Source organism: Marinobacter sp. (assembly GCF_040904845.1).
Taxonomy (GTDB): Bacteria; Pseudomonadota; Gammaproteobacteria; order Pseudomonadales; family Oleiphilaceae; genus Marinobacter.
This window is the reverse complement of the sequence record NZ_JBBDSR010000016.1, coordinates 23,071-46,512: the sequence shown is the minus strand read 5'-3', so window position 1 is coordinate 46,512 and position 23,442 is coordinate 23,071. Positions and strand designations below refer to the sequence as shown.

Genomic DNA, 23,442 nt, shown 5'->3' with positions numbered 1-23,442 from the left:
GGTCCCCACTGGAGAGATTCATGGCTGTACAAGCACTGTACTACTCGGAAAGGGATGGACTGGAAATGGCGCTGAAGAACCCGGATACCCTGCTGTTTTCATCCAAGGCAGACGCCGATGCCAGGGACAAGGTGCTCGAACTCGCGGAGGAAATCACCCAGTTCCTCCAGGCACGGGTAGAGGGTCTGGAGGAAGCGCTGGCGGAAAAAGCTGCGCTGGCAATCGCCGAAGAAAAAGACCTGTTTGGCAAGGCACTGAAAAAGCCGTCATTGCTGAACGAAACCACGCTGACGGAATAACCCCGGCGATGGCGCTCACGGACGAGCACTGGCCATCAGCGGCGGAATCGGGTTTCCAGGACCACTGCCGAGTTGGTCCGATCCACCCCCTCCAGATTACCAATCTCGTCCAGCACCGAGCTAAGCTCCTCCAGCGACTGGGCCTGCACAATAGCAATCAGATCGTACTCTCCGCTCACTGAAAACAGCTGAACCACCTGGCTGATATTGTCCAGCGCGACGTTGGTTCGTGATGTCAGTTTCTGAACCACCTTGATGGACACATGCGCCTCCACCTGATTCGCGGCAAACGCCTCCCCCAGTTGCACCGAGTAGCCTTTGATGATCCCGCTGCTTTCCAGCCGCGCGAGTCGGTTCTGTACGGTTGAACGGGCAAGGTGCATGGCGCGCGCCAGGTCCGACACGCTCGCTCTTGCGTTCTGCCGCAGCAGCAACAACAACTTTTGATCCTGTTTCCCCAACATAATGTCACTTTGACTCGTTATTTTGATCAATCATTTCATTATTTCGATGCTTTTGTCACTACAAACCGGCACCCACTGCTCACATACTGACTGCAACAACAACGTAGCGAAACAATCGACACGGGGACAGTCCATGGTAATCCGCCCGATCCAACATCAGGATCTGCACGTTTTGCGCGCCATCGCGCGGGAATCCGGCCCGGGGTTTACCTCGCTGGTGGATGACCCCCATGTGCTAAAACGCAAAATCGCCCACAGTGTTGCCAGCTTCGACCGCGCAGCGGCAGCGCCTGCGGGCGAACATTACCTGTTTATTCTTGAGGACGACGACACCGGGCAGGTCATGGGCACCACCGGTATTGAAGCATCTGCCGGCCACGAACGCCCGCTGTTTCACTTCCGGTGCACCGCAGCGCAAAGCCGACCGGATCAAACCCGGGCGAGCGACTGGCTAACGCGATGCAACCACTACACCGGCTGCTCGGAAATCTGCAGCCTGTACCTGCGACCGGCCTACCGTGGTGCGGGTCACCGTAAGGCCCACGCCGGCCGGCTGCTCTCGAAGGTGCGTTTCCTGTTTATGGCGCAGCACCCACTGCGGTTTGCGCAAACCGTCATTGCCGAAATGCGCGGCGTGTCCGATGCCCAGGGCCAGTCACCGTTCTGGGACTCGCTGAAATCCCATGCCGGCAATCTGGATTTCGCCACGGTCACCCAATTGGCGGGTATGGGCAATAGCGCATTGCTGAACACGCTGTTACCAGAAGAACCCATAGCTACAGCTTCACTGAGCGAGCGGGCCCGTGAGGTCATCGGCCAGGTTCACGAACAAACCCGGCCGGCACTGAAACTGCTTTTAGAGGAAGGCTTCCGGCACACCGGATTTGTGGATCTGTTTGATGCCGGCCCCACGGTGGAGGCACCACGGGGCGATATAGCCAGCGTGCGGCAATCCGCCCCCTGTCAGGTGCAGGTTGTCGACGACAACGTGCTGACCATTACCCGCAACCAGCAGGCCCTGCTACTGGCCAACACGGGGATCAGTGATTTCCGGGCGACCGTCACGAAAGCGGCCACGTGGCTTCCCCACCGCCAGGTACTGGCGATTCCCCGTTCCCTGGCCGCCCGGCTGAAACTTGAAACCGGCTCCCCTGCCCGCTTTTTACCCTTGGCGCAGGCCACAGGTCGGGGCATCGCCGACGCCGGACCGACAACCACGGAGGCGCGTTATGCATACTGATCGGGAAGCGCTTTTTCACCACCTCTGGGAAGACTACCGCAGGGTCACCCCCTCGGCGGACGCCATTCACCGGATACTCGGTGCGGAAGAAGGCCAGCGCATCGTCAATGATCACATTGCATTGCGGACATTCGATCTTGCACCCGTTTGCCTTGACGCCCTCGCGGCCCATTTCACCTCGCTCGGTTACTACGCCGGTGGTGAATACCGATTTGAAGCGAAGAAACTCTACGCCCGTCATTTCGAGCATCCGGACCCACTGGCTCCCAAAGTGTTCATTTCCGAACTGCTCACCGGGCAGTGCTCTGATCGATTGCAGGCCATCGCGACACGCCTGGTCGAACAGGTCGAGCCTGCCAGCGTGCAGGCCGATCATTTTCTGTATTCCGGCCGTCACTGGGACCTGGATTACGACACCTACCAGGTCCTGCTGGAAGAAAGTGAATACGCCGCCTGGCTGGCGGCCTGGGGCTATCGCGCCAATCATTTCACAGTGAGCATTAACCAGCTCGGCCAGTACGACAGTGTCGAGTCGATAAACCAGCTCCTGAAGGCCAGCGGCTACCGGGTCAACGATGCTGGCGGGGAGGTCAAGGGATCGCCCGCTGAACTGCTGGAGCAGTCCTCCACCATGGCGGACCGGGTGCCGGTCCAGTTTTCCGACCGCACAGAAACCATTCCGAGCTGTTTCTACGAGTTCGCCCGACGTTACCGCGATGCGGCCGGTACACTGTACCCAGGCTTTGTAGCCGCCTCAGCCGACAAGATTTTTGAGAGCACAGACGCCAGGAGCTGATTGACTAATCACCACCGGAGGGCCAGCCCGCGGCACCACGCAGGGGGACGAAGCGCACGCCCCCCAGACTTTCCTGCGCAAAGTCGGATCGTGATAGGCGGGTCATCCGAAACAACGCCTGGCCATTGAATTCTGAGCCAACCGGCATCACCAGATGACCACCCACAGCCAGTTGCTGCTTGAGGGTTTCCGGAACTCCCGGACCACCCGCAGCCACAACGATACCCTGAAACGGCGCTTCTTCTGGCCACCCGAGTGTGCCGTCGCCACACCGCACATGGACGTTCAAAAACCGTTCCGCCAGCAACGTCCGGCGGGCCCGCCGCGCCAATGTCGCTAGCCGTTCGATGCTAAACACCTCCCCAGCGATGCAGGCCAGAACGGCTGCGCCATAGCCAGACCCGGTGCCGACATCCAGCACTTTTGCACCGTTTTCAAGCCCGAGCGCCTCAACCATCAGTGCGACAATGTACGGTTGCGAAATGGTCTGGCCCTGACCGATGGGCAGCGGGCCATCGTCATAGGCCTGCTCCCGCAATCTTCGGATCACAAAGTTTTCCCGCCGAACACGGCCCATAGCGGCCAGCACTCCGGGGGAGACGATGCCCCGGCCCCGGATCTGATGATCCACCATCGAAAATCGGCGAGCGGTAAAGTCAGGCCCGTTCATGCTGTTCTCCTGCTACACGTTGGTAACAAATCGATTACATTTTACAACGGACATCCGGCCAATCACTGTCTACGTTTTAAACATAGTGGGCGAACCCGCCCCTAGCCAATCCACAACAATAACAAGGCAGCTGGCACGGGCTGCCAGGTCTCAGGAGAACAGGAATGTCTGCACCGGTTAACCACCTGGAGGAACGCACCAAAGACGCCAATGAAACAATGGAAAACATCATGCCCTCAGCCATCACACTGGCAATGATGCTCAGGCACCGAAAAATGGCCGCCTGGCTTCGGGCAGAACTCGAAGGCTACAGCGACACCGCCAAAGCACCACCTTTCCGGCGAGATCTCCCGGGCCACATTGTCGCGCGATCACCTCAATATGGCTGGATTCCCGCACCGGTAAGCGATGAACAGAAAGCCGAACACGGCCACCTGGACCTGCTCGACGGCATCAAATCCCTCGAAAAAATCTGCGCCAGTTGCAAAAAGGGCAACGGTAATCGCATCGTACTGCCCCCGGAACAGATGTCTGAACTTCAGGCCCAGATCAATCTGAGTGCCGAGCTGGCCATTAACGTCAGTCGGACCGCCTATTCCAACATTCTGAGAACGGTGCGGGCCGCCATTTATCTGTGGACTAACGAGCTGATTGCTCAGGGGGCCGGCGGCGAGCACAACTCCTTTAATGAAAGCGAACGCACCAAGGTGATGGGCCTGGATGAGCCGGACCAGTTCTGGCGACAAGCCATGTCCGAGCTGGACGCGCTGCCGATTCCCGACACCCGCGAAGTCGGATTTTTCGAGCGAGTGTTCGGACGCACGGGTTAGTCCACCCCCTGCTCACATGGTTTCCGGGGCCTGCGCTTCAGGCCTTGCTTTTGCCGCAGCCGATAAAGGTCTAGGATGACTCTATCGGGGTAGAGCTTTGCCATGCGGAGAAACACGATGGCCTCGGGAAAGGTAGCGGCGAAAGGAATACTGCTGGCGGCGCTGGGTCTATGGTCGGCGGGCAGTGTTGGCAACGGTATTGTCCGCGAGCGCATGGAAGCCATCGATCTGGATTTTCCCGTCAGTGCCCTCGGCGTCATTCTCTCCGCTGACACCGCTGTGTCCAGTTTTTATCGAGAGCGAGACTACACCCTCGCCTGGAGCCGCGATGTCGATCGGGAGGGCTTGCTGAGTGCTATAAAGACATCAGCGCGTCACGGCCTCTCCCCCGCCGACTACCATGACAGCCGCCTTTCACGCTATGACACATCCGACCTTGATCAGCTGGACTCCGACACCCGGGCCAGCCTGGACCTGTTGATGACCGAAAGCGCCCTGAAGCTGGCGTCTCACCTGCTCGACGGCAAAGTAAACCCGGAGACCCTAAAAACTGGCGACTTCGCCAACCGGCATCAACGCCGGACCGACGATATTCTCACCCGGATACTAGCCGATGGTGAGGTAGCAGAAGAATTAGACCGCCTCGCGCCTTCCCAACCCGGCTATCGCCAACTGATGGACGCCCGGAGCCGGATAAACCGGTTGTTCGGCACGCTCTGGGAACCCATTCCGGCTGGCACCACCATTCGCCCGGACAACACCGACCCAAGGCTGCCTTCAATCCGGCAGCGGTTGATCACACTGGGTGATCTCACGAATCCGGAAAATGCTGAACAGCAGGGGCTTGAGGCTTACTACGACGGCGAGCTTGTCACGGCGGTCAAGCGTTTCCAGGCCCGGCATGGGCTGGACAATGACGGGCTGATCGGCCAGGACACTATGGCCATGCTGAACCTCCCGCCGACGGAGCGACTGTCGCGGATCGATGCGACCCTGGAGCGCTGGCGCTGGTTGCCTGATGACCTGGGAGATACCTATATCGTAGTCAATATTGCGGGATTTGAGCTGAGGCTGGTAAAAGACAACGCTGACGTGCTGACAACCCGGGTGATCGTTGGCCGGCCTTCCCGACAGACGCCGGTCATTCGAGACCGCATCCGCCATCTGGTTTTTAATCCCAACTGGACCGTTCCCCGCACCATCATGATTGAGGACCAGTTACCGGTAATCCGACAGAACCCGGACTACCTCAATGCTATGGATATTTCCGTCTATCGAGGCTGGGGGCCTGACCGCGAACCGGTCGATCCTGATACTGTGGATTGGTCGACGCTGCATGAAAACTATTTCCCGTTCCAACTGGTTCAGGAACCCGGGCCCCGGAATGCTCTGGGGCAGGTCAAGTTCATGTTCCCCAACCAGTTCGATGTCTACCTTCATGACACGCCAGCTCGGGGGCTGTTTTCACGCAGCCAGCGCTCGCTCAGTTCAGGCTGCATCCGTGTTGAGGATGCCTTTGGGCTCGCCACCGCCCTGCTGGCCAATGCCAATGGCTGGACGCGGGAGCGCATCCGCGAGATTGTCGAGTCGAGGTCCCTTACCACGGTTCACCTGGATAAGCCGGTGCCGATCCACCTTGAGTACTGGACGGCATGGGTCGATGGCAGTGGCACCCTGCAGATGCGCAATGACCTGTACAACCACAACCCGCAACTCACTCTGGCACTGGAAACGCCACTCGAGAGCGGCCTCATGATCCGCCAGGCCAGCGCGGACTAACCGCTAGTCCGCCGCGCCCCGAAGCATCGCCTGCATCAGCTCGCTGGCATCGAACTTGGTCAGAGCCTCATTGGCACCCACCTGATTGGCGTAACTCAGACTCATCTCGCTGTTCAGTGACGTGTGCAGGATGATGTAGGGTTGCTTCAGTGCGGTGTTGTCACGAATATTGAAGGCCAGTTCGTACCCATCCAGCCCGGGCATTTCGATATCGCTCACCAGGATATCCACGGGCTGCCCGCCACTACCGGCTTCTACCAGCATATTCAGGGCATTCTGCCCGTTGGAGGTCACCTCGTAGGAAATACCTTTGCTGTCCAGCACATCCGATAACTGCTTACGGGCAACGTGGGAATCGTCTACCAGCAGGATGCGCTGGGCCTTCAGCGTTTCGCTTTCGACATCGGTCAGGGCCGCGGCCTCCGTGTCTACCGCTTCCGGGTAAACCTTGGACAGCAGGAGTTCTACGTCCAGAAGCTGAATCAATTCGCCATCCAGATCCAGCAGGCCCGTGATGAACGCCTGATTGCCCAGAGCCAGAGGCGGTGACTGAACTTTTTTCCAGTCAGCCTCAATGATCCTGTTCACGCCGCGCACGACAAAACCGATTTCCTGGCGCTGAATGTCGGTCACGATGATTGAGCTGGCTTTCTGCTCATCCGTCGTCAGCGGGCGACCGCCCACCGCAGCCGCCATATCAATAACCGGCACCGCAGACCCCCGGAACGACATGGTACCCAGTACCGCCGAATGACTGTGCGGCAATTTTGTCAGCCGGGTGAACGGCAAAATTTCGCGGATTTTCAGTGTTCCGATCGCAAACGGCTTTGGCGAAGTGAGGCTGAACAGCAGCAGCTTCTGGGCATGGGTGGACTGTCTGGACATAGCGGAAGCAAACCCTATAACTGGAACCATTGACATTGATACTCTAGCAGAGCTCTTTGGCAAATGGGTATTCGTTCGCTACGCATCCACCAGCCCGCTGCTGTGGGTGCCAGAATGCCACAATCCGTAAAAATCACTGTATTGATTTCGTTACTGTTATCAAAGCTATTCCATTCCCCGCAGGTAACCCGGGCCGTTGAGCTGGCGCATCTGGCGCTCAACCCAGGCGGCACGCTCCCACACATAGCGCGAAGGATTGCCCACACTGAGCACCTTCGGGTTGGGCAGCACGGCGGCCAGCCGAGCCGCCTGGGACGATGACAGATCACGGGCCCCTATCCCGAAATAGGCCCGGCTCGCCGCCTCAACGCCGTAAATACCAGGCCCAAACTCTGCGACGTTGAGGTAGACCTCAAGAATTCGCTGTTTCGGCCAAAAGACCTCAAGGCCGAGCGCCAGACCCGCCTCCAGAGCCTTGCGAACAAAACTTCGGCCATTCCACAAAAACAGGTTCTTGGCGGTTTGCTGGGTGATGGTACTGGCACCACGCAGCCCGTCTCCCGCCCGGTAATCGGCCAGGGCGCTGCGAATGGCGGCGAAGTCTACGCCCCAATGATCGGGAAAGCGCTGGTCTTCACTGGCCACCACCGCCAGTGGCATCCACTCGGACATGCGCGAGTAATCCACCCACTGGTGAATCACTTTGCCATCGGAATGATTCACCTTATGGGCCACCATAAAGGCCGTTGTCGGTGGGTCGAGGAACCTCAACAACACGATGACTGTCACCACTAAAGTCAGGGTTCCAGCGAAGAACCAGGCAACAATTCCAACCAACCGTCCTACAAATGATTTTCTGGCCAAACGGGAACTCCCTGAAGCCTGCGACTATGCTTGAACGTGGTCAGTATGTCGTTATTCGCACCCTGTTTGAATTACGGCTTCGTCAGGGTGCGTTCAGTCATCGAAACCAGTGTGGCCGGCGTATGTCTTCATCACGTCCGGCCCTGGGGCAGGGAGAATGGTAGAGCATCTGGAATGCGATAATGGCGTGCGGCTGTTGCTCACACCTAACCGCTCGCTGACTTGGCGAGGCAATGTCCGGTTCTGGTTTGCGCTATTCGCCGTATCGCTGATGATTTCCACCGGCATGGTGCTGGCCGGTGCCTGGGTGATTGCGCCGTTTGCCGGGCTGGAACTGATCGCGCTTGCCGCCGGTATCTATTACACCGCGCGCGCGTGTCAGTCGCAGGAAGTATTTGCGGTTTCGGCTGACACCTTCAGGCTCGAACAGGGGCGGCGGACCCGGCAACGGGAGTGGCGGTTCCCCCGCCGGTACACCCGGGTGCGCGTCGAACTGCCAAGGCACGCCTTCACGCCCGCCAAACTGTTTCTGTGCCACCGGGATCAGGACGTTGCTCTCGGTGCCTTTCTGAACGTCGAGGACACCCAGATTCTCCTGCGTATACTGGAGGGCAAAGGCGTGCCACTGGACCGCCGGTCGCCCGCACCGGACATAGGCTTCTGGTACTGATAACCAGAGCCCGCCGGCTCAACCCTCTGAAACGATCGACTGCAATTTCTGGATCAGTTCCACCGCTTCACTACCCAGAGTGGTGAGATAGCCACCGTCTTTTTGGGTGATCAGCCCTTTCTGGTGCAACCGCTCCGCCGCCCTGACCGACTCGTCAGGCGCGGAGTGCTGGTGCACCTTAATGCCTTCCTGTGCTGAGGTGGAGTGGAACAGGGCAAGCAGATTGAGTTCAGCGACATGATCGGGCGTAAAAGCCATAAGTGATCCTCATAAAAAGTGGGGCCTACCCCGTATGTTCTATACGAGGATCGTGAAATCTACAATGTCTTGCTAGAGACAGCGTGCCAGATTCGTGACTATGCTGTCTGAAACATCGTTACTTTTTCTCGGCCAAATGTCAGCATCAGCAACACAAAAACAACAAAGGTTATCGTCATGCCCGATCGCACAAGCCCCTCACCGGACCGCTTTGATTTCATCATCGTAGGGGCAGGAACCGCTGGCTGCCTGTTGGCCAACCGGCTCAGTGCCAACCCGGACAACCGGGTTCTGCTCATTGAGGCTGGCGGCCGGGACAACTACCACTGGATTCACATTCCCGTGGGGTACCTCTATTGCATCGACAACCCCCGAACTGACTGGCGCTTCCGCACCGAACCGACGCCCGGGTTAAACGGCCGCGCCCTGATCTACCCGCGCGGGAAAACGCTCGGTGGCTGCTCCAGCATTAACGGTATGCTCTATATCCGCGGGCAGAGCCGCGATTACAATCACTGGGCCGACGTCACCGGAGACGATGCCTGGGCGTGGCATAACTGCCTGCCAGATTTCATGCGCCATGAAGACCATTACCGGCTAGACCCACCAGCCAACGCGGACGCCGAACACAGCCGCTTCCATGGCCACGGCGGGGAGTGGCGCGTAGAGCACCAGCGGCTGACATGGCAGGTGTTGGAAGATTTCGCGGAGGCCGCCGTGCAGGCCGGTATTCCCCGCACCCGGGACTTCAATCGCGGTGACAACGAGGGGGTCGATTTTTTCGAGGTCAACCAACGCGCGGGCTGGCGCTGGAACACGTCGAAAGCCTTCCTGCGACCAGCCGCCAGACGCCCCAACCTGACAGTCTGGCACTCCACCCAGGTGTTGGGGCTCGAAATGGACACTGGCACCGGCGGCCCGCCCCGCTGCACCGGGGTGCGGATTACCCGGCCCGGCACCGCTGAAACCACTGCACGGGCAGAACGGGAGGTCATCCTGTCTGCGGGATCTATTGGTTCACCACACTTGCTGCAGCTGTCCGGTATCGGCCCCGCACAGTTGCTGGCGCAACACGGCATTGCTACGGTGGCCGATTTGCCGGGCGTGGGAGAAAACCTGCAGGATCACCTGCAAATACGGTCGGTGTACAAGGTTCACGGGGCCCGCACTCTCAACACTATGGCAGGCACTCTGTGGGGCAAAGCCATGATCGGCCTCGAATACCTGCTGAAGCGCTCCGGTCCCATGAGCATGGCACCTTCCCAGTTGTGCGCCTTTACCCGCAGCTCCGACGATCAGGCTGCCGCCAACATTCAGTACCACGTGCAGCCACTGAGCCTGGATGCTTTCGGCCAGCCGCTGCATGATTTTCCCGCCATCACCGCCAGCGTGTGCAATCTCAATCCGACCAGCCGTGGCACGGTACGGATTCGCAGTAGCAATCCCTTGGAGGCACCCGCCATTGACCCTAACTATCTAAGCACACCGGAGGACCGCAAAGTCGCAGCGGACTCACTGCGAGTCACCCGCCGCATCGCCCGGCAGCCGGCCTTTGCGCAATACCAGCCAGAAGAATACAAACCGGGAGCACAGTTTCAGAGCGACGATGAACTGGCCCGGCTGGCGGGTGACATTGGCACCACCATCTTCCACCCTGTAGGCACAACCCGAATGGGACGCGCGGATGACCCGTTAGCCGTTGTAGACTCCCATCTGCGGGTTCGTGGTGTGTCCGGCCTGCGCGTGGTTGACGCCAGCGTGATGCCCACAATCACCAGCGGCAACACCAATTCGCCAACCTTAATGATCGCGGAGAAAGCAGCAGCATGGATACTGGCCGGAAAATGAAGGAAGGCACCCCCCTCCAGGCACGGCAGCGAGCGGCCCTCTCTCGTCTGGACTCGTTCTCACGAATAACCGATACCGCGTTTCGCATCCCGTATACGCGGATACGTCTCGGGCTTGACCCGATCATCGGCTTACTGCCGGTTGTCGGGGACCTTATCGGGCTGGTGCTGTCACTGTATGTGTTGCTGGAAGCCCATCGGGCCGGGGCCAGCAAACGGCTGAAAACGCACATGGTCAAAAACATGCTGATCGAAACGTTCGGCGGGATGGTTCCGGTGGTCGGCGATGCCTTTGATATTGTCTACAAGGCGAACACCCGCAACACCCGCCTCCTGCGGGAATACCTGGAGAAAGAACTGCAGACCGAACCAGAGCCCCGTTTCCCCTGGAAGCAGCTGATTGGCCTGGTGATTGTGCTGGCCGCCGTGACGGGGTTGGTCATACCGCTGTTGTTAGGCTGACGCTGCGGTGGTCACCACTGATCGACCAATAACACTGAGCGCCTGTGGCCGGCAAACAACGTTCAACGGTGTTTTTGTGGCGATATCGCCATCAGCGGTCACGGTCTTGGGTTTACGGGTGGTGACACTGCAACGCGCACCCTTGAGATGCACCAGAGTGCTGGTGCGCTTGGGCGATTTACGGGTGAGGCGAAGCAGCAAATACGTCATCAATAGCTGGATCACTGGCCGCGGCCGGATGGCGACGAGTTCCAGTTGCCCGTCGTTGGCACACGCCTCCGGAATTTCGTTCCCACCGCCAAAAAAAGCGCCATTGGCAATCGCAATCGACAGCCAGCGCCCGCTGACAAACCCCTTGTCACACCGGATCTGCGCGTGAAAGCCTCGCTTCTCGCTCAGTTTTCGCAGCAACCCCACACCGTAGCTGAAACGCCCGAGCCGCTTTTTGCTGGCATCATCCGATTCACACACCGGTGCCGTTCCCAAACCAACATGGGCCACATTCAAAAATAACTGATGATCAAACTCGGCCACGTCCACTTGCTGTATCGGACCGTCGCTAATGACGTTACAGAGGTCGTCCGGATTCTCCGGCAGGTCCAGATTGCGAGTGAAGTCGTTGGCGGTTCCCGAAGGCAACACCGCCAGCGTTGCGTCCCGATCCAGGCACAATCGTGCACCCCGGTTGACCGACCCATCCCCACCAGCAACCATCACTACGTCCCCGGGCTCGACGTTTTGGCTCCAGTCATCGTTATCAAAGTTATCAAAATCCTGACAGGTCGGATCATGAATGCCCGCAGCGGCCAACCGCTCCAGCCAGAAGTCCTGACTTCGCTCACCGTCCCCTGCCTTGGGATTCGCTACCAACCAATAGGTCATTTTCGTCGGTTCCTCATTATTTTCGGGTAACCACCAGGGCCACGCCGGTGATCGACACAATGCCACCGGCCATCGCCAGCAGACCCAGCCGCTCATCAAACAGCCAGAATGCCTCCAGGGCAGTCACCGGCGGCACCAGATAAAACAGGCTGGCAACCTGGGAAGCAGCCCCCCGCCGTATCAGCCACATCAACAGCAAAATCGCACCGATGGACACCCCGAACACGAGCCATACCATCGACAGTTGCAGCGGAAGCGCCCACGTCACTTCCCGGGATTCCAGGGTAAATGCCCCTACCGCAAACAGTGCCGCTGCGGCGCTGTACTGGATCAGTGTTCCGGCAACCAGGTCCGCCTGGGTGCCAAAACGCTTCTGATACACCGTGCCGAGGGAAATGCCGACCAGCGAAAACCCGGCCCAGACCAATGTCCACAGCGGAAAGTCGGAGGCACTGCCATCTTTAACGGCAAATTGCTCCAGCAACACCAGGGTGACACCGAGCAGCCCCATCATCAGGCCCAGCCATTGCCGACCGGACACGCCCTCCCGCAGGATCACCACCGCTGCCGCAGCCGTCACCAATGGCTGCAACCCCACAATCAGCGACACGATTCCAGAGGGCATGCCGCCCTGAATGGCGTAGTAAACCCCGCCCAGATAGCAGCCATGCACCAGCAACCCCGTCACTGCCAGGTGGCCGGCACTGCGCCAACCCGGCCAGCGGGTTTTCATTAACCAGGCTAACCCCGCCAGCAACGCCAGCGTGATCAGCATGCGGATCAGTAACAGCGTGAATGGCTCTGCATAGGGCAGCCCATACTTGGCACCAATAAACCCGGTGCTCCACAGCCATACAAACAGGGCTGGAACGAGGTAGGTGTAAAACAGGGATCGCATGACACAGGCACCCAGAGTTAACGACATTCAGAACCCGGTTACTGTAGTCGTTAGCCGGCAAACAATACAGATAAAGAGCGTGGTAAACGCTATCATTGCCGCCATGAAACTGTCGCGAATACTCAGCAATCACAACGGCGTAAGCCGCAAACGGGCCAACGCCCTGATTGCGGCTGGCGAGGCCATGATCGACGGCACGGTTTGCACAAACCCAGCCCGAGACGTGGACCGCTTTGCCTCTGTCGTGGTGGGCGGCAACACCCTGCAACAGGGTAAAACAGCGTACTATCTGATGCTCAACAAACCGGCAGGGTATCTGAGCGCAACCAGAGACAACCAACACCCCACCGTGCTTGAACTGTTAGAACCCTCGTTACGGCCAGACCTTCATATAGCAGGCCGCCTGGACCGGGCCTCCACCGGCCTGCTGATACTGACCAACGATGGCAACTGGTCACGGCACCTGACCGAGCCCCGAATCAAAATACCCAAGGTGTACCGGGTCACTACCGCTTACGCGCTGTCTCCGGAGACCGAAACCCGGTTTGCTGAAGGCATCTGGTTCCAGTACGAACAGCTACGAACATCCCCCGCCACCCTGCAGCCCCTGACTCCAACGGAAGCCCGGCTGACCATCTATGAGGGACGCTACCATCAGGTGAAACGCATGTTCCATGCCGTGGGTAACCGCGTTGTCTCGCTACACCGGGAACGGATGGGCGAGGTTCAATTGGATCCGGACCTTCAGCCGGGGCAATACCGGTTACTGACGTCAGAGGAAACCCGCTCAGCGTTCAATCAACATAACGTAATGAACTGTCAATTATTAAAAAAATAATCAGTTAAACAACAGGTTACAGGAACAGATAGCCGTACCGCCCAAATCCGGCAGAAAGCGGCATTTGTGCTTTCTCAAAAGCTGTGCCACGTTAATAAACGAAGCCATCAAAGGAGGAAAGGAAATGCTCTATTGGGCTGTGGTGTGTTTAGTCATTGCGATCATTGCCGGTGTTCTGGGTTTCGGAGGAATAGCAGGCACAGCGGCAGGCATCGCAAAAGTTCTCTTCTTTATCTTTCTGATATTGCTAGTTGTAACCTTGGTCGCTAATGCCATGCGAGGCAAAGGCCCGAAGGTTTAGCCTGACGACGCGGATCGTTACATTCAATCCACGCCATAAACACGTATACTGACGGTGTTTCATCAGTTGTCTGCCCAGCCGGGCTTGTCACGAGTGCACCATGATCACCGTCAGATTACTCTCTGCGCCACTGCTCACATTAATACTTGCGTTGCTATCGGCTCCCGCGGCCGGAGACAGCGTAAAACGCGTTGTGCATCCGGACGGCTCGGTGGAATACACCAACGTGAAAGAGACGAAAAACGCGAAAGGCACCGGCCAGCCCCTCGCTTCCAGCAAGGATGAGATAGTCTATCGTTACCGGGACAGCAACGGAGTGATGGCCTACAGCGGCAGCCGGCCTGCCGGCGCAGAGTTCGACGTAATCCGCTTTCACTGCTACGCCTGCGACCCGGACTCAACGGTGGACTGGCGAACAACGCCGCTGTTCCTCGAACCCTACCGCAGCGAAATTGAAACCGCCGCCCACCAGTTTGATATCGACCCAGCCCTTGTTCGAGCCGTTATCCACGCCGAGTCCGCATTCAACCCCAGCGCGCTTTCCCCAAAAGGAGCCCAGGGGCTGATGCAGCTTATGCCGGGAACAGCCAGGGAACTGGCGGTGAATAACGCGATGGATGCCTCCGAGAACATTCGTGGTGGTGCCGATTACCTCGCCCGGATGCTCAAACGATTCGGGGGCGATACGCGCCTGGCAACGGCCGCTTACAACGCCGGGCCTGGCGCAGTTGGTCGTTACGGCGGCATTCCGCCCTACGCTGAAACAAAAGCCTACGTGAAGCGTGTGGGCATTTTGCACGAGCGATACGCAGCCAACTAAGCGGCCATTCAACCGTTATTCCGAGGCTGCAATCAGGCTCGCGTTTCCGCCGGCAGCCGTCGTATCCACGCACAGGTGGCGTTCGATCACAAAGCGCTGATCCAGGGTGTGCTCGGTGATCAGCGGCAGCAGTGCACCCTCACGCTTCGCCAGTGCCAGACGGTACTCCCGCAGCAGCGGCTTCTCCGCGCAACTGACCACGGCGCTGAAGCCCCGGGCCTGCTCCAGGGCCGTTGATTGCAGCAACCCGTTGCTACCCACCACCGGCAAGCCGGCTTTCGACGCCTGGGCCACGGTGTCTTCCACATCGGGTGCGATCACCACCACTTTATTACCCTGAGACAACGCAGTCGCCGCCTGTTGCAGCGCGGTTTCCTTGTCGGGCCCAAGGCACAACACAACCCCCCGGGGATGGTTGCTCAAGCGGTTGAGTTCGCCGGTTGGCCCCGGCAGCTCTTCGGTATGAGCATCCAGTGGCGCGGGAACCTCACCAAATAAGGGTGTCATGGCGTCCACTCGCGCTTGCGGCGCTGGTGAAGTCATGTCCTTCAGGCTGCCGATCAGGCCTTCCAGCTTCTTGAGGTCAATCGGTTTGGCACTGGCATCGGCTGCGCGTTCAATGGTGTGACCTTTCAGGAAGCGCCGCACGTACTGCGGGCCACCAGCCTTGGGGCCGGTGCCCGACAACCCTTCGCCGCCAAACGGCTGGGAGCCAACAATGGCCCCGATCTGGTTGCGATTCACGTAGGTGTTGCCCATCTTGATACGACTGGAAATACGCTCGACACGCCGATCAACCCGGCTATGGATACCGAACGTCAGGCCATACCCTTTGGCATTAACGGCGTCCACCACCTTGTCGATGTGCTTTGCCTCAAACGTGGCCACGTGCAACACCGGGCCAAAGATTTCCTCTTCCATCTCCTCAATGCCACTGACACTCAGCACCGTCGGCGAGACGAACAGGCCTTTCTCGGGCACCTTGAGCTTTTTCAGCAAGCGCCCTTTGCGCTCAAACGCATCGCAGTGATCAACAATCATCTTACGTGCATTTTCATCGATAACCGGCCCCACGTCGGTGGACAACAGCCAAGGATCTCCGATGCCCAGCTCCTCCATGGCACCGTAAAGCATCTCCAACAGGTTCTCGGCGATGTCTTTCTGCACATAGAGCATGCGCAACGCGGAACACCGTTGACCGGCACTCTGGAATGATGACGCAAGCACATCGCGAACGACTTGCTCAGGCAGGGCCGTGGAATCCACGATCATCGCGTTCAGCCCGCCGGTTTCCGCCACCAGCGGTGCGTCCGGTTCCATGTTCTCGGTCATCACCGTGTGGATGCGCTGGGCGGTGGCAGTGGAGCCGGTAAAACACACGCCGGCCACCCGCGAATCGGACGTCAACGCACCGCCCACGGTGGCCCCGGTACCTGGCAGCAACTGGATGGCGTTCTGCGGTATGCCCGCCTCGTGCATCAGCTCCACAGCCCGCACTGCCAGTAGGGACGTCTGCTCGGCTGGCTTGGCCACCACGGTGTTACCCGCGGCCAGGTTGGCCAGAATCTGACCGGTGAAAATGGCCAGCGGGAAGTTCCATGGCGAGATGCAGCAGATGACGCCACGGGCGTCGCCGCTGGCGTTGTAACGGATGGCCTCATTGGCGTAATACTGGGCGAAATCCACCGCTTCACGAATTTCGGCGACGGCGTCCAGCAAGGATTTGCCCGCCTCTCGTGTGGCCAGGGCGAACAGCTCGTAGGCATGTTCTTCATACAGATCGCCGACCTTGCGCACGCACGCCGCGCGTTCTTCCACCGGGGTTTCAGACCAGCTCGCAAACCCTGACAGCGCAGCGGTGACGGCGGTATCCACATCGGTATCGGACGCCTGAGTCACCTGGCCGACCAGGTCATCCGGGTCCGCCGGGTTCCGCACCACCTCGACTTCCGTGCCATCGACATCGCCGACAATCATGGGGCCGCCTTTCCAGCGGTGGTCACGGTATGGGTCACGACCCTCATTGATCTCTTTCACGGTCACCGGGTCGGTAATATCCCAGCCTTTGGAGTTGCGCCGATGCTCACCGAACAGCTTGAACGGATGCACAATGGCCTTGCTGGAAATGGTGCTACCCATTTCTTCCACGGTATCGATCGGGTCTTTGGCAATGTCTTCCGGCGTAATACTGGTGTCCACAATCTGGTTCACGAACGAACTGTTGGCACCGTTTTCCAGCAGCCGGCGCACCAGATACGCCAACAAATCCTTGTGGGGGCCAACCGGCGCGTATATCCGACAGGGAACGCCACTGACTTTCATGACCTCGCCGTGCAGGGATTCACCCATGCCATGCAACCGCTGGAACTCGTAATTATCCACGCCCTTGGATTGCGCCAGCTCAAGAATGGACGACACGGAGTGTGCGTTGTGGGTGGCGAACTGCGGGTAAATCCGGTCCGCCATGTTCAGCAGTTTGGTCGCACAGGACACGAACGACACGTCACTGCAGGCTTTGCGGGTAAACACGGGAAAGCCGTCCAGCCCCATTACCTGGGCACGTTTGATCTCGGCGTCCCAATAGGCCCCTTTCACCAGGCGGACCATAAACCGGCGGTCGTGTTTTTCCGCCAGGCCGTATAACCAGTCCAGCGTGAACGCGGCACGCTTGCCGTACGCCTGTACTACAACGCCGAAACCATCCCAGCCGACCAGCTCGGGATCGGCCACCAGCTCTTCGATCACATCCAGGGACAAATCCAGGCGGTCCTGCTCTTCGGCGTCAATGTTAAAGCCCATGTTGGCCGCTGCAGCCTTTCGCACCAACTTGCGGGCGCGGGGCAATAACTCATTCATCACCCGCTCTTTATTGCCGTACTCGTAGCGAGCCAGCAGCGCAGAGAGCTTGACGGAAATGCCCGGATTTTTGCGCACATCGCCCTGACAGGTTTTGGCGATGGCATCGATGGCATTGGAATAGGAGTCGAAATAACGCTTGGCGTCATCGTCGGTGCGGGCGGCCTCACCCAGCATATCGTAGGAATAGGTGTAGCCTTTTTCCATGTACTCTTCGGCTTCGTCCTGGGCTTCGTCGATGTCGCGACCGAGCACGAACTGACGACCCATTTCCTTCATCGCCTGGCCGGCCACGGTTCTCACGACTGGCTCACCAAACCGTTTGAGCAGCTTGCGCAGGGTGTCACCCACACTGTTGCGCTCAGAGTCTTTCAGCAGGTTGCTGGTCATCAATAGCGCGACCGTGGCGGTGTTAATCAGCGGCGATGACGCTTTACCAATGTGGGCACCCCAGGCACCGGACGTGATCTTGTCTTCGATCAGCTCATGGATGGTGGTGTTATCCGGCACCCGCAGTAGCGCTTCTGCCAGGCACATCAGCGCAACACCTTCCTTGGTCGTCAGGCCATACTCCGCCAGAAACTTTTCCATGATGGTGGACTTGGCGTGCTTGCGAACGTCACGCACCAGGTCAGCGGCGCGGGCGGAAATCGCGTCTCGCTCGGTCTGGGAAAGCTGCGCGCCAGCAATCAACTCACGGATCACGGTGTATTCGTCCGCGAGGTTATAATCGCGAATGGCCTGCCGGCTGTCTGCCAGCTCCGGGGTCACTGATTGCTGCGGTCTCATGGCTCTACCCTCTCGATTGTTTGTCTTTGCCGCATTCTACCGATAATGGGAAAGACAATTTCACTGTAAAATGAAAACTGACGCGACATATCGTCTCTTTTAATGACCAATAATTTATTTAATTTTCATTAAAGGTAAATTTTTCAGGAAAAAAGACTTAGACTGATGCGAAAACAAGGTGTGAGCCCTTGCGATCCCTGGTACGCATCCTGTTAAGCATAGCGCCCCTGACCAGGTCTTGCCTGAAGGCACGAAAATGGATGATCAGGGCCGCCACCTTCTCTTTCCATCTATCTATCGGGGCAGGTAACCATGGTCGAGCTGGACAGAATCGATCACTCCATTATTCGCGAGCTGCAGAAGAACGCGCGCATCACAGTGACCGAGCTGGCGTCACGGGTCGGGCTCTCCAAAACCCCCTGCCAGGTTCGCATGCGACGGCTGGAAGAACACGGGTTCATCACTGGGTACACGGCGCTGGTGAACCAGGCCAAGCTGGGGCAGAGTCATATTGCTTTTGCTCAGGTTACCCTGAGCGACACCAGCAGCGACGCGCTGGCGGCGTTCAACACGGCGGTCAAACGGATCTCGGCGGTTGAGCAATGCCACATGATTGCCGGGAACTTCGATTACCTGTTAAAGGTGCGAACCGGCGACATGGCGGAATACCGACAGGTACTGGGTGAGCAAATTTCCGCCCTGCCACACGTGCTGCAGACCAGTACATTCGTGGTTATGGAGAATGTCCGCGACGGCGGTCTCTGAGTATCCGGAGTTCAGGCTCCTTGACCACCGGACAGCTTCTTGCGGGTTGCCAGGCGACCTTCCCGGCGTATTTCAGCGTTGTCGAAGCGGCGTTGCTGCCCTCCCGTTTCCGGAATGACCGCAGGCACATCGATGGGCTTGTCGTTTTCGTCGAGGGCGACAAAGGTAAAAAATGCCGAGAGAATGTGGCGCACGTCACCGGTGTAACTGTTTTCCGCTTCCACCCGCGCACCAATCTCCATGGACGAACCCCAACTGCGGTTCAGCGACAGGCTGAACAGCAGCGTGTCGTTACCTTTGGCGGGGGCGCGAAAATGAATCGAATCCACCGCCGCAGTCACGCACACATGGGCGGAATGACGCTCCGCGACCACCAGTGCGAGGCGATCGCACTTGGCCATGATCATGCCCCCAAACACCGTATCGTGGGCGTTCATGTCATTGGGAAACACCTTATACACGTGCTTCTCTATGGCTGAGGCAGACACCGGTTTGGGGGCTAGTTCCGGCATACCGATAGTCTCTCCTGAAATGAGGTCAGGCGCGGCCGAGAAACCGCCGCTCGTCGACATTGATTTTGATGCGATCGCCGGTGGAAATGTGCTCAGGCACCTGGATCACCAGCCCGGTGGTCAACTTGGCAGGCTTGGTTCTCGCCGTCGCCGAACCGCCCTTGACCGACGGGTCGGTTTCCAGAATTTCCAGATCCACTGTCGGGGGCAGATCCAGCGCCACCGGCGCATCGCTGACCAGAATAACCATCAGGCCCTGGGTTTCTTCACCAATAAACAGCAACTCGTCAGCGATGGCTTCGCGGTTCAGACCGTACTGGGTGAAATCTTCGCTGTCCATAAAGACGTATTCGTCACCGTCGGAATAGGAAAAGGAGACCGGCCGGCGCACCAGGTCCGCGAGGTTGAGCATGTCGGAATCCTTGAAGGTTTCGTCCAGCTTGCTGCCGGTGACCACATCGTACAGTCGCATGCGGTAGAGGCTTCCACCGGCGCGGCCCTGCGGAACCGAACGCTCAATATCTTTGACGAAATAGGCGCGACCATCGTAATCGACCGCTGAGTTCTTTTTGATGTCACTGGCTTTAGGCATGGCTGAAGCTTCCAAACAAAAAATGGGACAATAAGGCTGCTGATATACCATGAAGCCGTGCGAGAATCGAGAAAGACATGGGAAAGCTCCGGCCCCTGCGTGGTGATGGCTGTGGGTACCGGCAATTCCTGCAGACGTTCGGCTGAATCAGCCGCTCAGCCCAAGGTTCTCGGCGTCCTTCACGATGCAGCGATCCAGCAACGCCAGGTAGTCCGCCTTGGCCTTGACCTTGGTTTCCCGGTGGGCACGCATATTCAACGTTTTGAAGTGTTGTGCCAGCTCGCCAGCCCGCTCCAGCAGCTTGTCCTGAGCCACCACTTCGTCGAGGAAACCGGCTTCAACCGCCCCTTCCGGACTGTAGATCTCGGCGTTCACCACCGAGCGGTAGAAGTGCGCCGGGGCCAGGCGGTGACGGGCAATTTCAATACCCGCGTGGTGCATGGTCATGCCAATGGCCACTTCGTTCAGGCCCAGCTTGAACGAGCCTTCGATGCCGATACGGTGATCAACCGACAAGAGAATGAACGCCCCCTTGGCAATGGCGTGGCCACTGCAGGCGGCAATCACCGGCAGCGGGTAGGCCGCCAGCCGGCGGGTCAGTTTGGAACCGACGGTGACCAATGCGACCGCCTCGGCCGGGCCTTTCTGCATTTCTTTCAGATCATAACCCGCGGAGAAAACGCCCGGTTGCCCGGTCAGAATCACCACGACCTTGTCCTGCTCGGCCTGATCCAGCGCCGCATTCAGCGCTTCAAATACGTCATGGCTGAGGCCATTCGCCTTACCGTTGTTAATGGCAACGGTGGCAACGCCGTCTTTCAAATCATAGGCTACCAGGTCAGTCACTTTTCTTACCTCTTTAGCGTTTATTAAAGTCCGTGTTTATTAACTTACAGAGAGCCAGATTGTAGCCTGGCCACGCTGGTCGAAAAATTCAACGCACGCCTGCTGGCTTTCCGTGTCAGCTATCAAGCAGCCTGGCCCTCAGGCGCGGCAACTGCGCAGAGTAGTTTTCCTGGATGAACGTTACCAAACCCTCCCGAACGGCGCATCTCAGATCCCAGTTCCTGCTGGAATCCGAAGCGCTCATCAAAAACCGCACCTGCACGGCCTGATCGTTTGAATCGGTCACCTGCACCGTCGCCAGCTTGCCGTCCCAAAGCTCCGAGTTCCCCAGCAACCGCTTGAACTCCTGTCGCAGCGGCTCGATCGGCATGGTGTAATCCACCCACACAAACACCGCGCCCAGCAGTTCTGAATTTTTTCTGGACCAGTTCTGAAACGGGTTTTCGATAAACCACTGCAGCGGAACAACCAGCCGGCGAAGGTCCCAGACCCTCAACACCACATAGGTCGCAGTCACCTCTTCCACCCAGCACCATTCGCCCTGCACATGCAGCACATCGTCTATACGAAAAGGTTGAGTAAGTGCGATCTGCATGCCCGCCAGCAAGTTGCTCAGAACCGGGCGGGCGGCGAACCCCAGAATCAGTCCCCCGACACCGGCCGACGCCAGCAGGCTTGCGCCCATATGCTGAACCGACTCAAAGGTCATCAGGGCAACACCAAAACCGATAATCACAATGAGGATGTTCAAGGCCCGGACGAGAAACCGGGTCTGGGTTTCGACTTTGCGCGCCCGTATCCACTGCCCCTCAAGTACCGGGTTGAGCGCAACAATAACGTCACCGATCGCGGACGTCAGCCGGACCGCCGCCCAGGTGAGCGCCAGCACAAGCAACAATGCGGTGACGTGCTGCACCGCTGTCATCAATGGCAGATCCGCCGGTGCCGCCCTCAGCATCCCGTTCAGCGCCAACAGACAAAAGACAATACCAAGAGCCCGAGCGGCAGCGTCAAGAAACAACCGCAGCACGGTTCTGGATTCAGAAAAATGGCGAAAAATGGCCAAGGCAAGCCGATAAATCGCATAGGTGGCCACAACAGCAAGAATGGCTGAAGATCCAGGCCACCACCACGCCTTTAAACCGGCCTCAAACGCTTCCAGCATTGCCCCTCCGCGAGTTCACTGTGGTCCCAAAACCCGCATGATAGCCGCAAAACCCTGTGCATTGCTTGCTCTTTGAAAGACTAAGGGCTGTCAGCGGCCCTGTGCACCCCGGCGCAGCCAATCGTGCACGAACGCCAGTTTGCGCCTTGAGGTCTCCGAGAGTACGAAGGGATACAGGTCCGACAGGCCCATTGAACGGTTAACATGATTAACCCGCATGGCCAACGAGGCCGCGACATGAATCAGCAACGCGGAGTCCGGCTCTGAATAGGGTTCCCAGCCGCGCCCGGGCAATTCGGGAGACGTCAGCCCGGATGCCACGAAACTGTCGGTGATGTCTGTCAGATGCAACAGGTGCGCTGCGGTCTCGGCCCAGTCTTCGTGGGGATGCGACGAGGCATAGCTGGTCAGGTAAAACTGGTTCCAGTCGGCGGGCGGGCCCTGGTGATAGTGCCGTTCAAGCGCGGCCGTGTAATCCGCACGTTCGTCACCAAACATCTGCCGGAATGCGACAAGAAAATCTTCACGCAGGCTAAGCCGCCACCAGAGCATATGCGAAATCTCATGGCGCATGTGCCCAACCATGGTTCGGTATGGCTCTTCCAGCGCTTGCCTGCGTGTTGCGCGAACGACTGGATCGGCCTCGGCCACACTGATCGTGACCACACCGTTAACATGCCCCATCGCGACCGGCGTCAGCCCCTCGGCGAGCATATGGAAGACCGGGCGAGTGCCTGGATCTTCCGGCCGGAACCAGTGCCAGCGGCCGAGATTATCCAGCACCCATCGCTTCGCCGCCTCGGTGTTTGCCCAGTTCGGCATGGCGTTGGGGATAGTCGGGTCCGGTGCCAATGCCGTCATGGCGCAGGCGCGGCAGAACGCCCCCTCTTCTGGCGCGATCCAGTTACAACCTATGATCTCCCGGTTTGCACAAAAGGGAGGCATGGGCAGAAAGGCCCTTGCCTGAGGATCGTAGGCTACCGGGGTACCTTCGGCGGTGGTCAGGTTGTCAAACCACAGGGGACCGGAGCCGACCGGATTGGAAAAAACCATCATAACGCGAGTGCTCCTGTTAAGCGGTAAAGAGCATGTACGTGCAACCTCTCTCTGACGA

25 protein-coding genes are annotated in these 23,442 nt (G+C 58.6%); 12 read left to right on the top strand and 13 right to left on the bottom strand.

Annotation, left to right across the window (positions count from 1 at the left end):
• Nucleotides 1-20: 20 nt before the first annotated feature.
• Nucleotides 21-299: a YebG family protein gene (locus WD429_RS01950; protein WP_368420488.1), complete on the top strand. Its 279-nt coding sequence runs from the start codon at nt 21-23 to the stop codon at nt 297-299.
• 35 nt (nt 300-334) lie between these two features.
• On the opposite strand, the gene WD429_RS01945 is transcribed toward WD429_RS01950, so the two are convergent.
• Nucleotides 335-763 carry an Lrp/AsnC family transcriptional regulator gene (locus WD429_RS01945; protein ID WP_368420487.1) on the bottom strand — a complete coding sequence of 143 codons (429 nt, stop codon included), beginning with the start codon at nt 761-763 and terminating at the stop codon, nt 335-337.
• Nucleotides 764-896: 133 nt separating this feature from the next.
• Here WD429_RS01945 and WD429_RS01940 point away from each other — a divergent pair, with 133 nt between their 5' ends.
• Together WD429_RS01940 and WD429_RS01935 are read left to right on the top strand one after the other, a co-directional pair.
• Nucleotides 897-2,003 (top strand): arginine N-succinyltransferase, encoded by a 1,107-nt coding sequence (locus WD429_RS01940; RefSeq protein WP_368420486.1) that lies wholly within the window; start codon nt 897-899, stop codon nt 2,001-2,003.
• On the top strand, nt 1,993-2,799 hold the full coding sequence (locus tag WD429_RS01935) for a DUF1338 domain-containing protein (protein WP_368420485.1): 807 nt from the start codon (nt 1,993-1,995) through the stop codon (nt 2,797-2,799). The genes WD429_RS01940 and WD429_RS01935 overlap by 11 nt, the downstream gene beginning before the upstream one ends.
• Nucleotides 2,800-2,803: 4 nt before the next feature.
• Here WD429_RS01935 and WD429_RS01930 read toward each other — a convergent pair whose 3' ends face one another.
• Complete coding sequence (locus WD429_RS01930; RefSeq protein WP_368420484.1) at nt 2,804-3,469, bottom strand: protein-L-isoaspartate(D-aspartate) O-methyltransferase; 666 nt, start codon at nt 3,467-3,469, stop codon at nt 2,804-2,806.
• A gap of 164 nt (nt 3,470-3,633) precedes the next feature.
• Here WD429_RS01930 and WD429_RS01925 point away from each other — a divergent pair, with 164 nt between their 5' ends.
• Together WD429_RS01925 and WD429_RS01920 are read left to right on the top strand one after the other, a co-directional pair.
• On the top strand, nt 3,634-4,299 hold the full coding sequence (locus tag WD429_RS01925) for a hypothetical protein (RefSeq protein WP_368420483.1): 666 nt from the start codon (nt 3,634-3,636) through the stop codon (nt 4,297-4,299).
• Between the two features lie 117 nt (nt 4,300-4,416).
• Nucleotides 4,417-6,078, top strand: coding sequence for a murein L,D-transpeptidase (locus WD429_RS01920; RefSeq protein ID WP_368420482.1), 1,662 nt, complete (start codon nt 4,417-4,419; stop codon nt 6,076-6,078).
• 3 nt (nt 6,079-6,081) lie between these two features.
• On the opposite strand, the gene WD429_RS01915 is transcribed toward WD429_RS01920, so the two are convergent.
• Together WD429_RS01915 and mtgA are read right to left on the bottom strand one after the other, a co-directional pair.
• Entirely contained in the window at nt 6,082-6,963 is an 882-nt protein-coding gene (locus WD429_RS01915) for a chemotaxis protein (RefSeq protein ID WP_368420481.1), read from the bottom strand.
• Between the two features lie 165 nt (nt 6,964-7,128).
• Nucleotides 7,129-7,827, bottom strand: a complete 699-nt coding sequence (mtgA, locus tag WD429_RS01910; RefSeq protein WP_368420480.1) for a monofunctional biosynthetic peptidoglycan transglycosylase — start codon at nt 7,825-7,827, stop codon at nt 7,129-7,131.
• A 157-nt stretch (nt 7,828-7,984) separates the two neighbouring features.
• On the opposite strand from mtgA, the gene WD429_RS01905 reads away from it, so the two are divergent.
• The gene (locus WD429_RS01905; RefSeq protein ID WP_368420479.1) at nt 7,985-8,497 is read left to right on the top strand and encodes a DUF2244 domain-containing protein; all 513 of its coding nucleotides are present in this window, start codon (nt 7,985-7,987) and stop codon (nt 8,495-8,497) included.
• Nucleotides 8,498-8,515: 18 nt separating this feature from the next.
• On the opposite strand, the gene WD429_RS01900 is transcribed toward WD429_RS01905, so the two are convergent.
• The gene (locus WD429_RS01900) at nt 8,516-8,755 is read right to left on the bottom strand and encodes a TIGR02647 family protein (RefSeq protein ID WP_368420478.1); all 240 of its coding nucleotides are present in this window, start codon (nt 8,753-8,755) and stop codon (nt 8,516-8,518) included.
• A 177-nt stretch (nt 8,756-8,932) separates the two neighbouring features.
• Between WD429_RS01900 and WD429_RS01895 the strand changes: the two genes are divergently transcribed.
• A complete protein-coding gene (locus tag WD429_RS01895) occupies nt 8,933-10,603 on the top strand; it encodes a GMC family oxidoreductase (RefSeq protein ID WP_368420477.1) in 1,671 nt (556 codons plus the stop codon).
• Nucleotides 10,582-11,064: a DUF4112 domain-containing protein gene (locus tag WD429_RS01890; RefSeq protein WP_368420476.1), complete on the top strand. Its 483-nt coding sequence runs from the start codon at nt 10,582-10,584 to the stop codon at nt 11,062-11,064. Before WD429_RS01895 ends, WD429_RS01890 begins: the two co-directional genes overlap by 22 nt.
• Here the strand turns inward: WD429_RS01890 and WD429_RS01885 are convergent.
• Nucleotides 11,056-11,946: a diacylglycerol kinase family protein gene (locus WD429_RS01885; RefSeq protein WP_368420475.1), complete on the bottom strand. Its 891-nt coding sequence runs from the start codon at nt 11,944-11,946 to the stop codon at nt 11,056-11,058. The genes WD429_RS01890 and WD429_RS01885 overlap by 9 nt on opposite strands.
• Nucleotides 11,947-11,962: 16 nt before the next feature.
• Entirely contained in the window at nt 11,963-12,844 is an 882-nt protein-coding gene (locus WD429_RS01880; protein WP_368420501.1) for a DMT family transporter, read from the bottom strand.
• A gap of 103 nt (nt 12,845-12,947) precedes the next feature.
• On the opposite strand from WD429_RS01880, the gene WD429_RS01875 reads away from it, so the two are divergent.
• From WD429_RS01875 to WD429_RS01865, 3 genes are all read left to right on the top strand, one after another.
• Nucleotides 12,948-13,682, top strand: coding sequence for a pseudouridine synthase (locus tag WD429_RS01875; RefSeq protein WP_368420500.1), 735 nt, complete (start codon nt 12,948-12,950; stop codon nt 13,680-13,682).
• A gap of 124 nt (nt 13,683-13,806) precedes the next feature.
• Nucleotides 13,807-13,983 carry a DUF1328 domain-containing protein gene (locus WD429_RS01870; RefSeq protein ID WP_368420474.1) on the top strand — a complete coding sequence of 59 codons (177 nt, stop codon included), beginning with the start codon at nt 13,807-13,809 and terminating at the stop codon, nt 13,981-13,983.
• A 100-nt stretch (nt 13,984-14,083) separates the two neighbouring features.
• On the top strand, nt 14,084-14,803 hold the full coding sequence (locus WD429_RS01865) for a lytic transglycosylase domain-containing protein (protein WP_368420473.1): 720 nt from the start codon (nt 14,084-14,086) through the stop codon (nt 14,801-14,803).
• A 15-nt stretch (nt 14,804-14,818) separates the two neighbouring features.
• Here the strand turns inward: WD429_RS01865 and putA are convergent, their stop codons facing one another.
• A complete protein-coding gene (putA, locus tag WD429_RS01860) occupies nt 14,819-18,448 on the bottom strand; it encodes a bifunctional proline dehydrogenase/L-glutamate gamma-semialdehyde dehydrogenase PutA (RefSeq protein WP_368420472.1) in 3,630 nt (1,209 codons plus the stop codon).
• A 312-nt stretch (nt 18,449-18,760) separates the two neighbouring features.
• Here putA and WD429_RS01855 point away from each other — a divergent pair, with 312 nt between their 5' ends.
• Complete coding sequence (locus tag WD429_RS01855; RefSeq protein WP_368420471.1) at nt 18,761-19,213, top strand: Lrp/AsnC ligand binding domain-containing protein; 453 nt, start codon at nt 18,761-18,763, stop codon at nt 19,211-19,213.
• Nucleotides 19,214-19,224: 11 nt separating this feature from the next.
• On the opposite strand, the gene WD429_RS01850 is transcribed toward WD429_RS01855, so the two are convergent.
• The 5 genes from WD429_RS01850 to WD429_RS01830 all read right to left on the bottom strand — a co-directional run bounded on the left by WD429_RS01850 (nt 19,225) and on the right by WD429_RS01830 (nt 23,384).
• Nucleotides 19,225-19,725 carry an acyl-CoA thioesterase gene (locus WD429_RS01850; protein WP_368420470.1) on the bottom strand — a complete coding sequence of 167 codons (501 nt, stop codon included), beginning with the start codon at nt 19,723-19,725 and terminating at the stop codon, nt 19,225-19,227.
• A 25-nt stretch (nt 19,726-19,750) separates the two neighbouring features.
• A complete protein-coding gene (yeiP, locus tag WD429_RS01845) occupies nt 19,751-20,317 on the bottom strand; it encodes an elongation factor P-like protein YeiP (RefSeq protein WP_368420469.1) in 567 nt (188 codons plus the stop codon).
• Nucleotides 20,318-20,464: 147 nt separating this feature from the next.
• Nucleotides 20,465-21,163 carry a crotonase/enoyl-CoA hydratase family protein gene (locus WD429_RS01840; RefSeq protein WP_368420468.1) on the bottom strand — a complete coding sequence of 233 codons (699 nt, stop codon included), beginning with the start codon at nt 21,161-21,163 and terminating at the stop codon, nt 20,465-20,467.
• A gap of 115 nt (nt 21,164-21,278) precedes the next feature.
• Nucleotides 21,279-22,328, bottom strand: coding sequence for a mechanosensitive ion channel family protein (locus tag WD429_RS01835; RefSeq protein ID WP_368420467.1), 1,050 nt, complete (start codon nt 22,326-22,328; stop codon nt 21,279-21,281).
• 90 nt (nt 22,329-22,418) lie between these two features.
• Nucleotides 22,419-23,384 (bottom strand): putative zinc-binding metallopeptidase, encoded by a 966-nt coding sequence (locus WD429_RS01830; RefSeq protein ID WP_368420466.1) that lies wholly within the window; start codon nt 23,382-23,384, stop codon nt 22,419-22,421.
• Between the last annotated feature and the right edge of the window lie 58 nt (nt 23,385-23,442).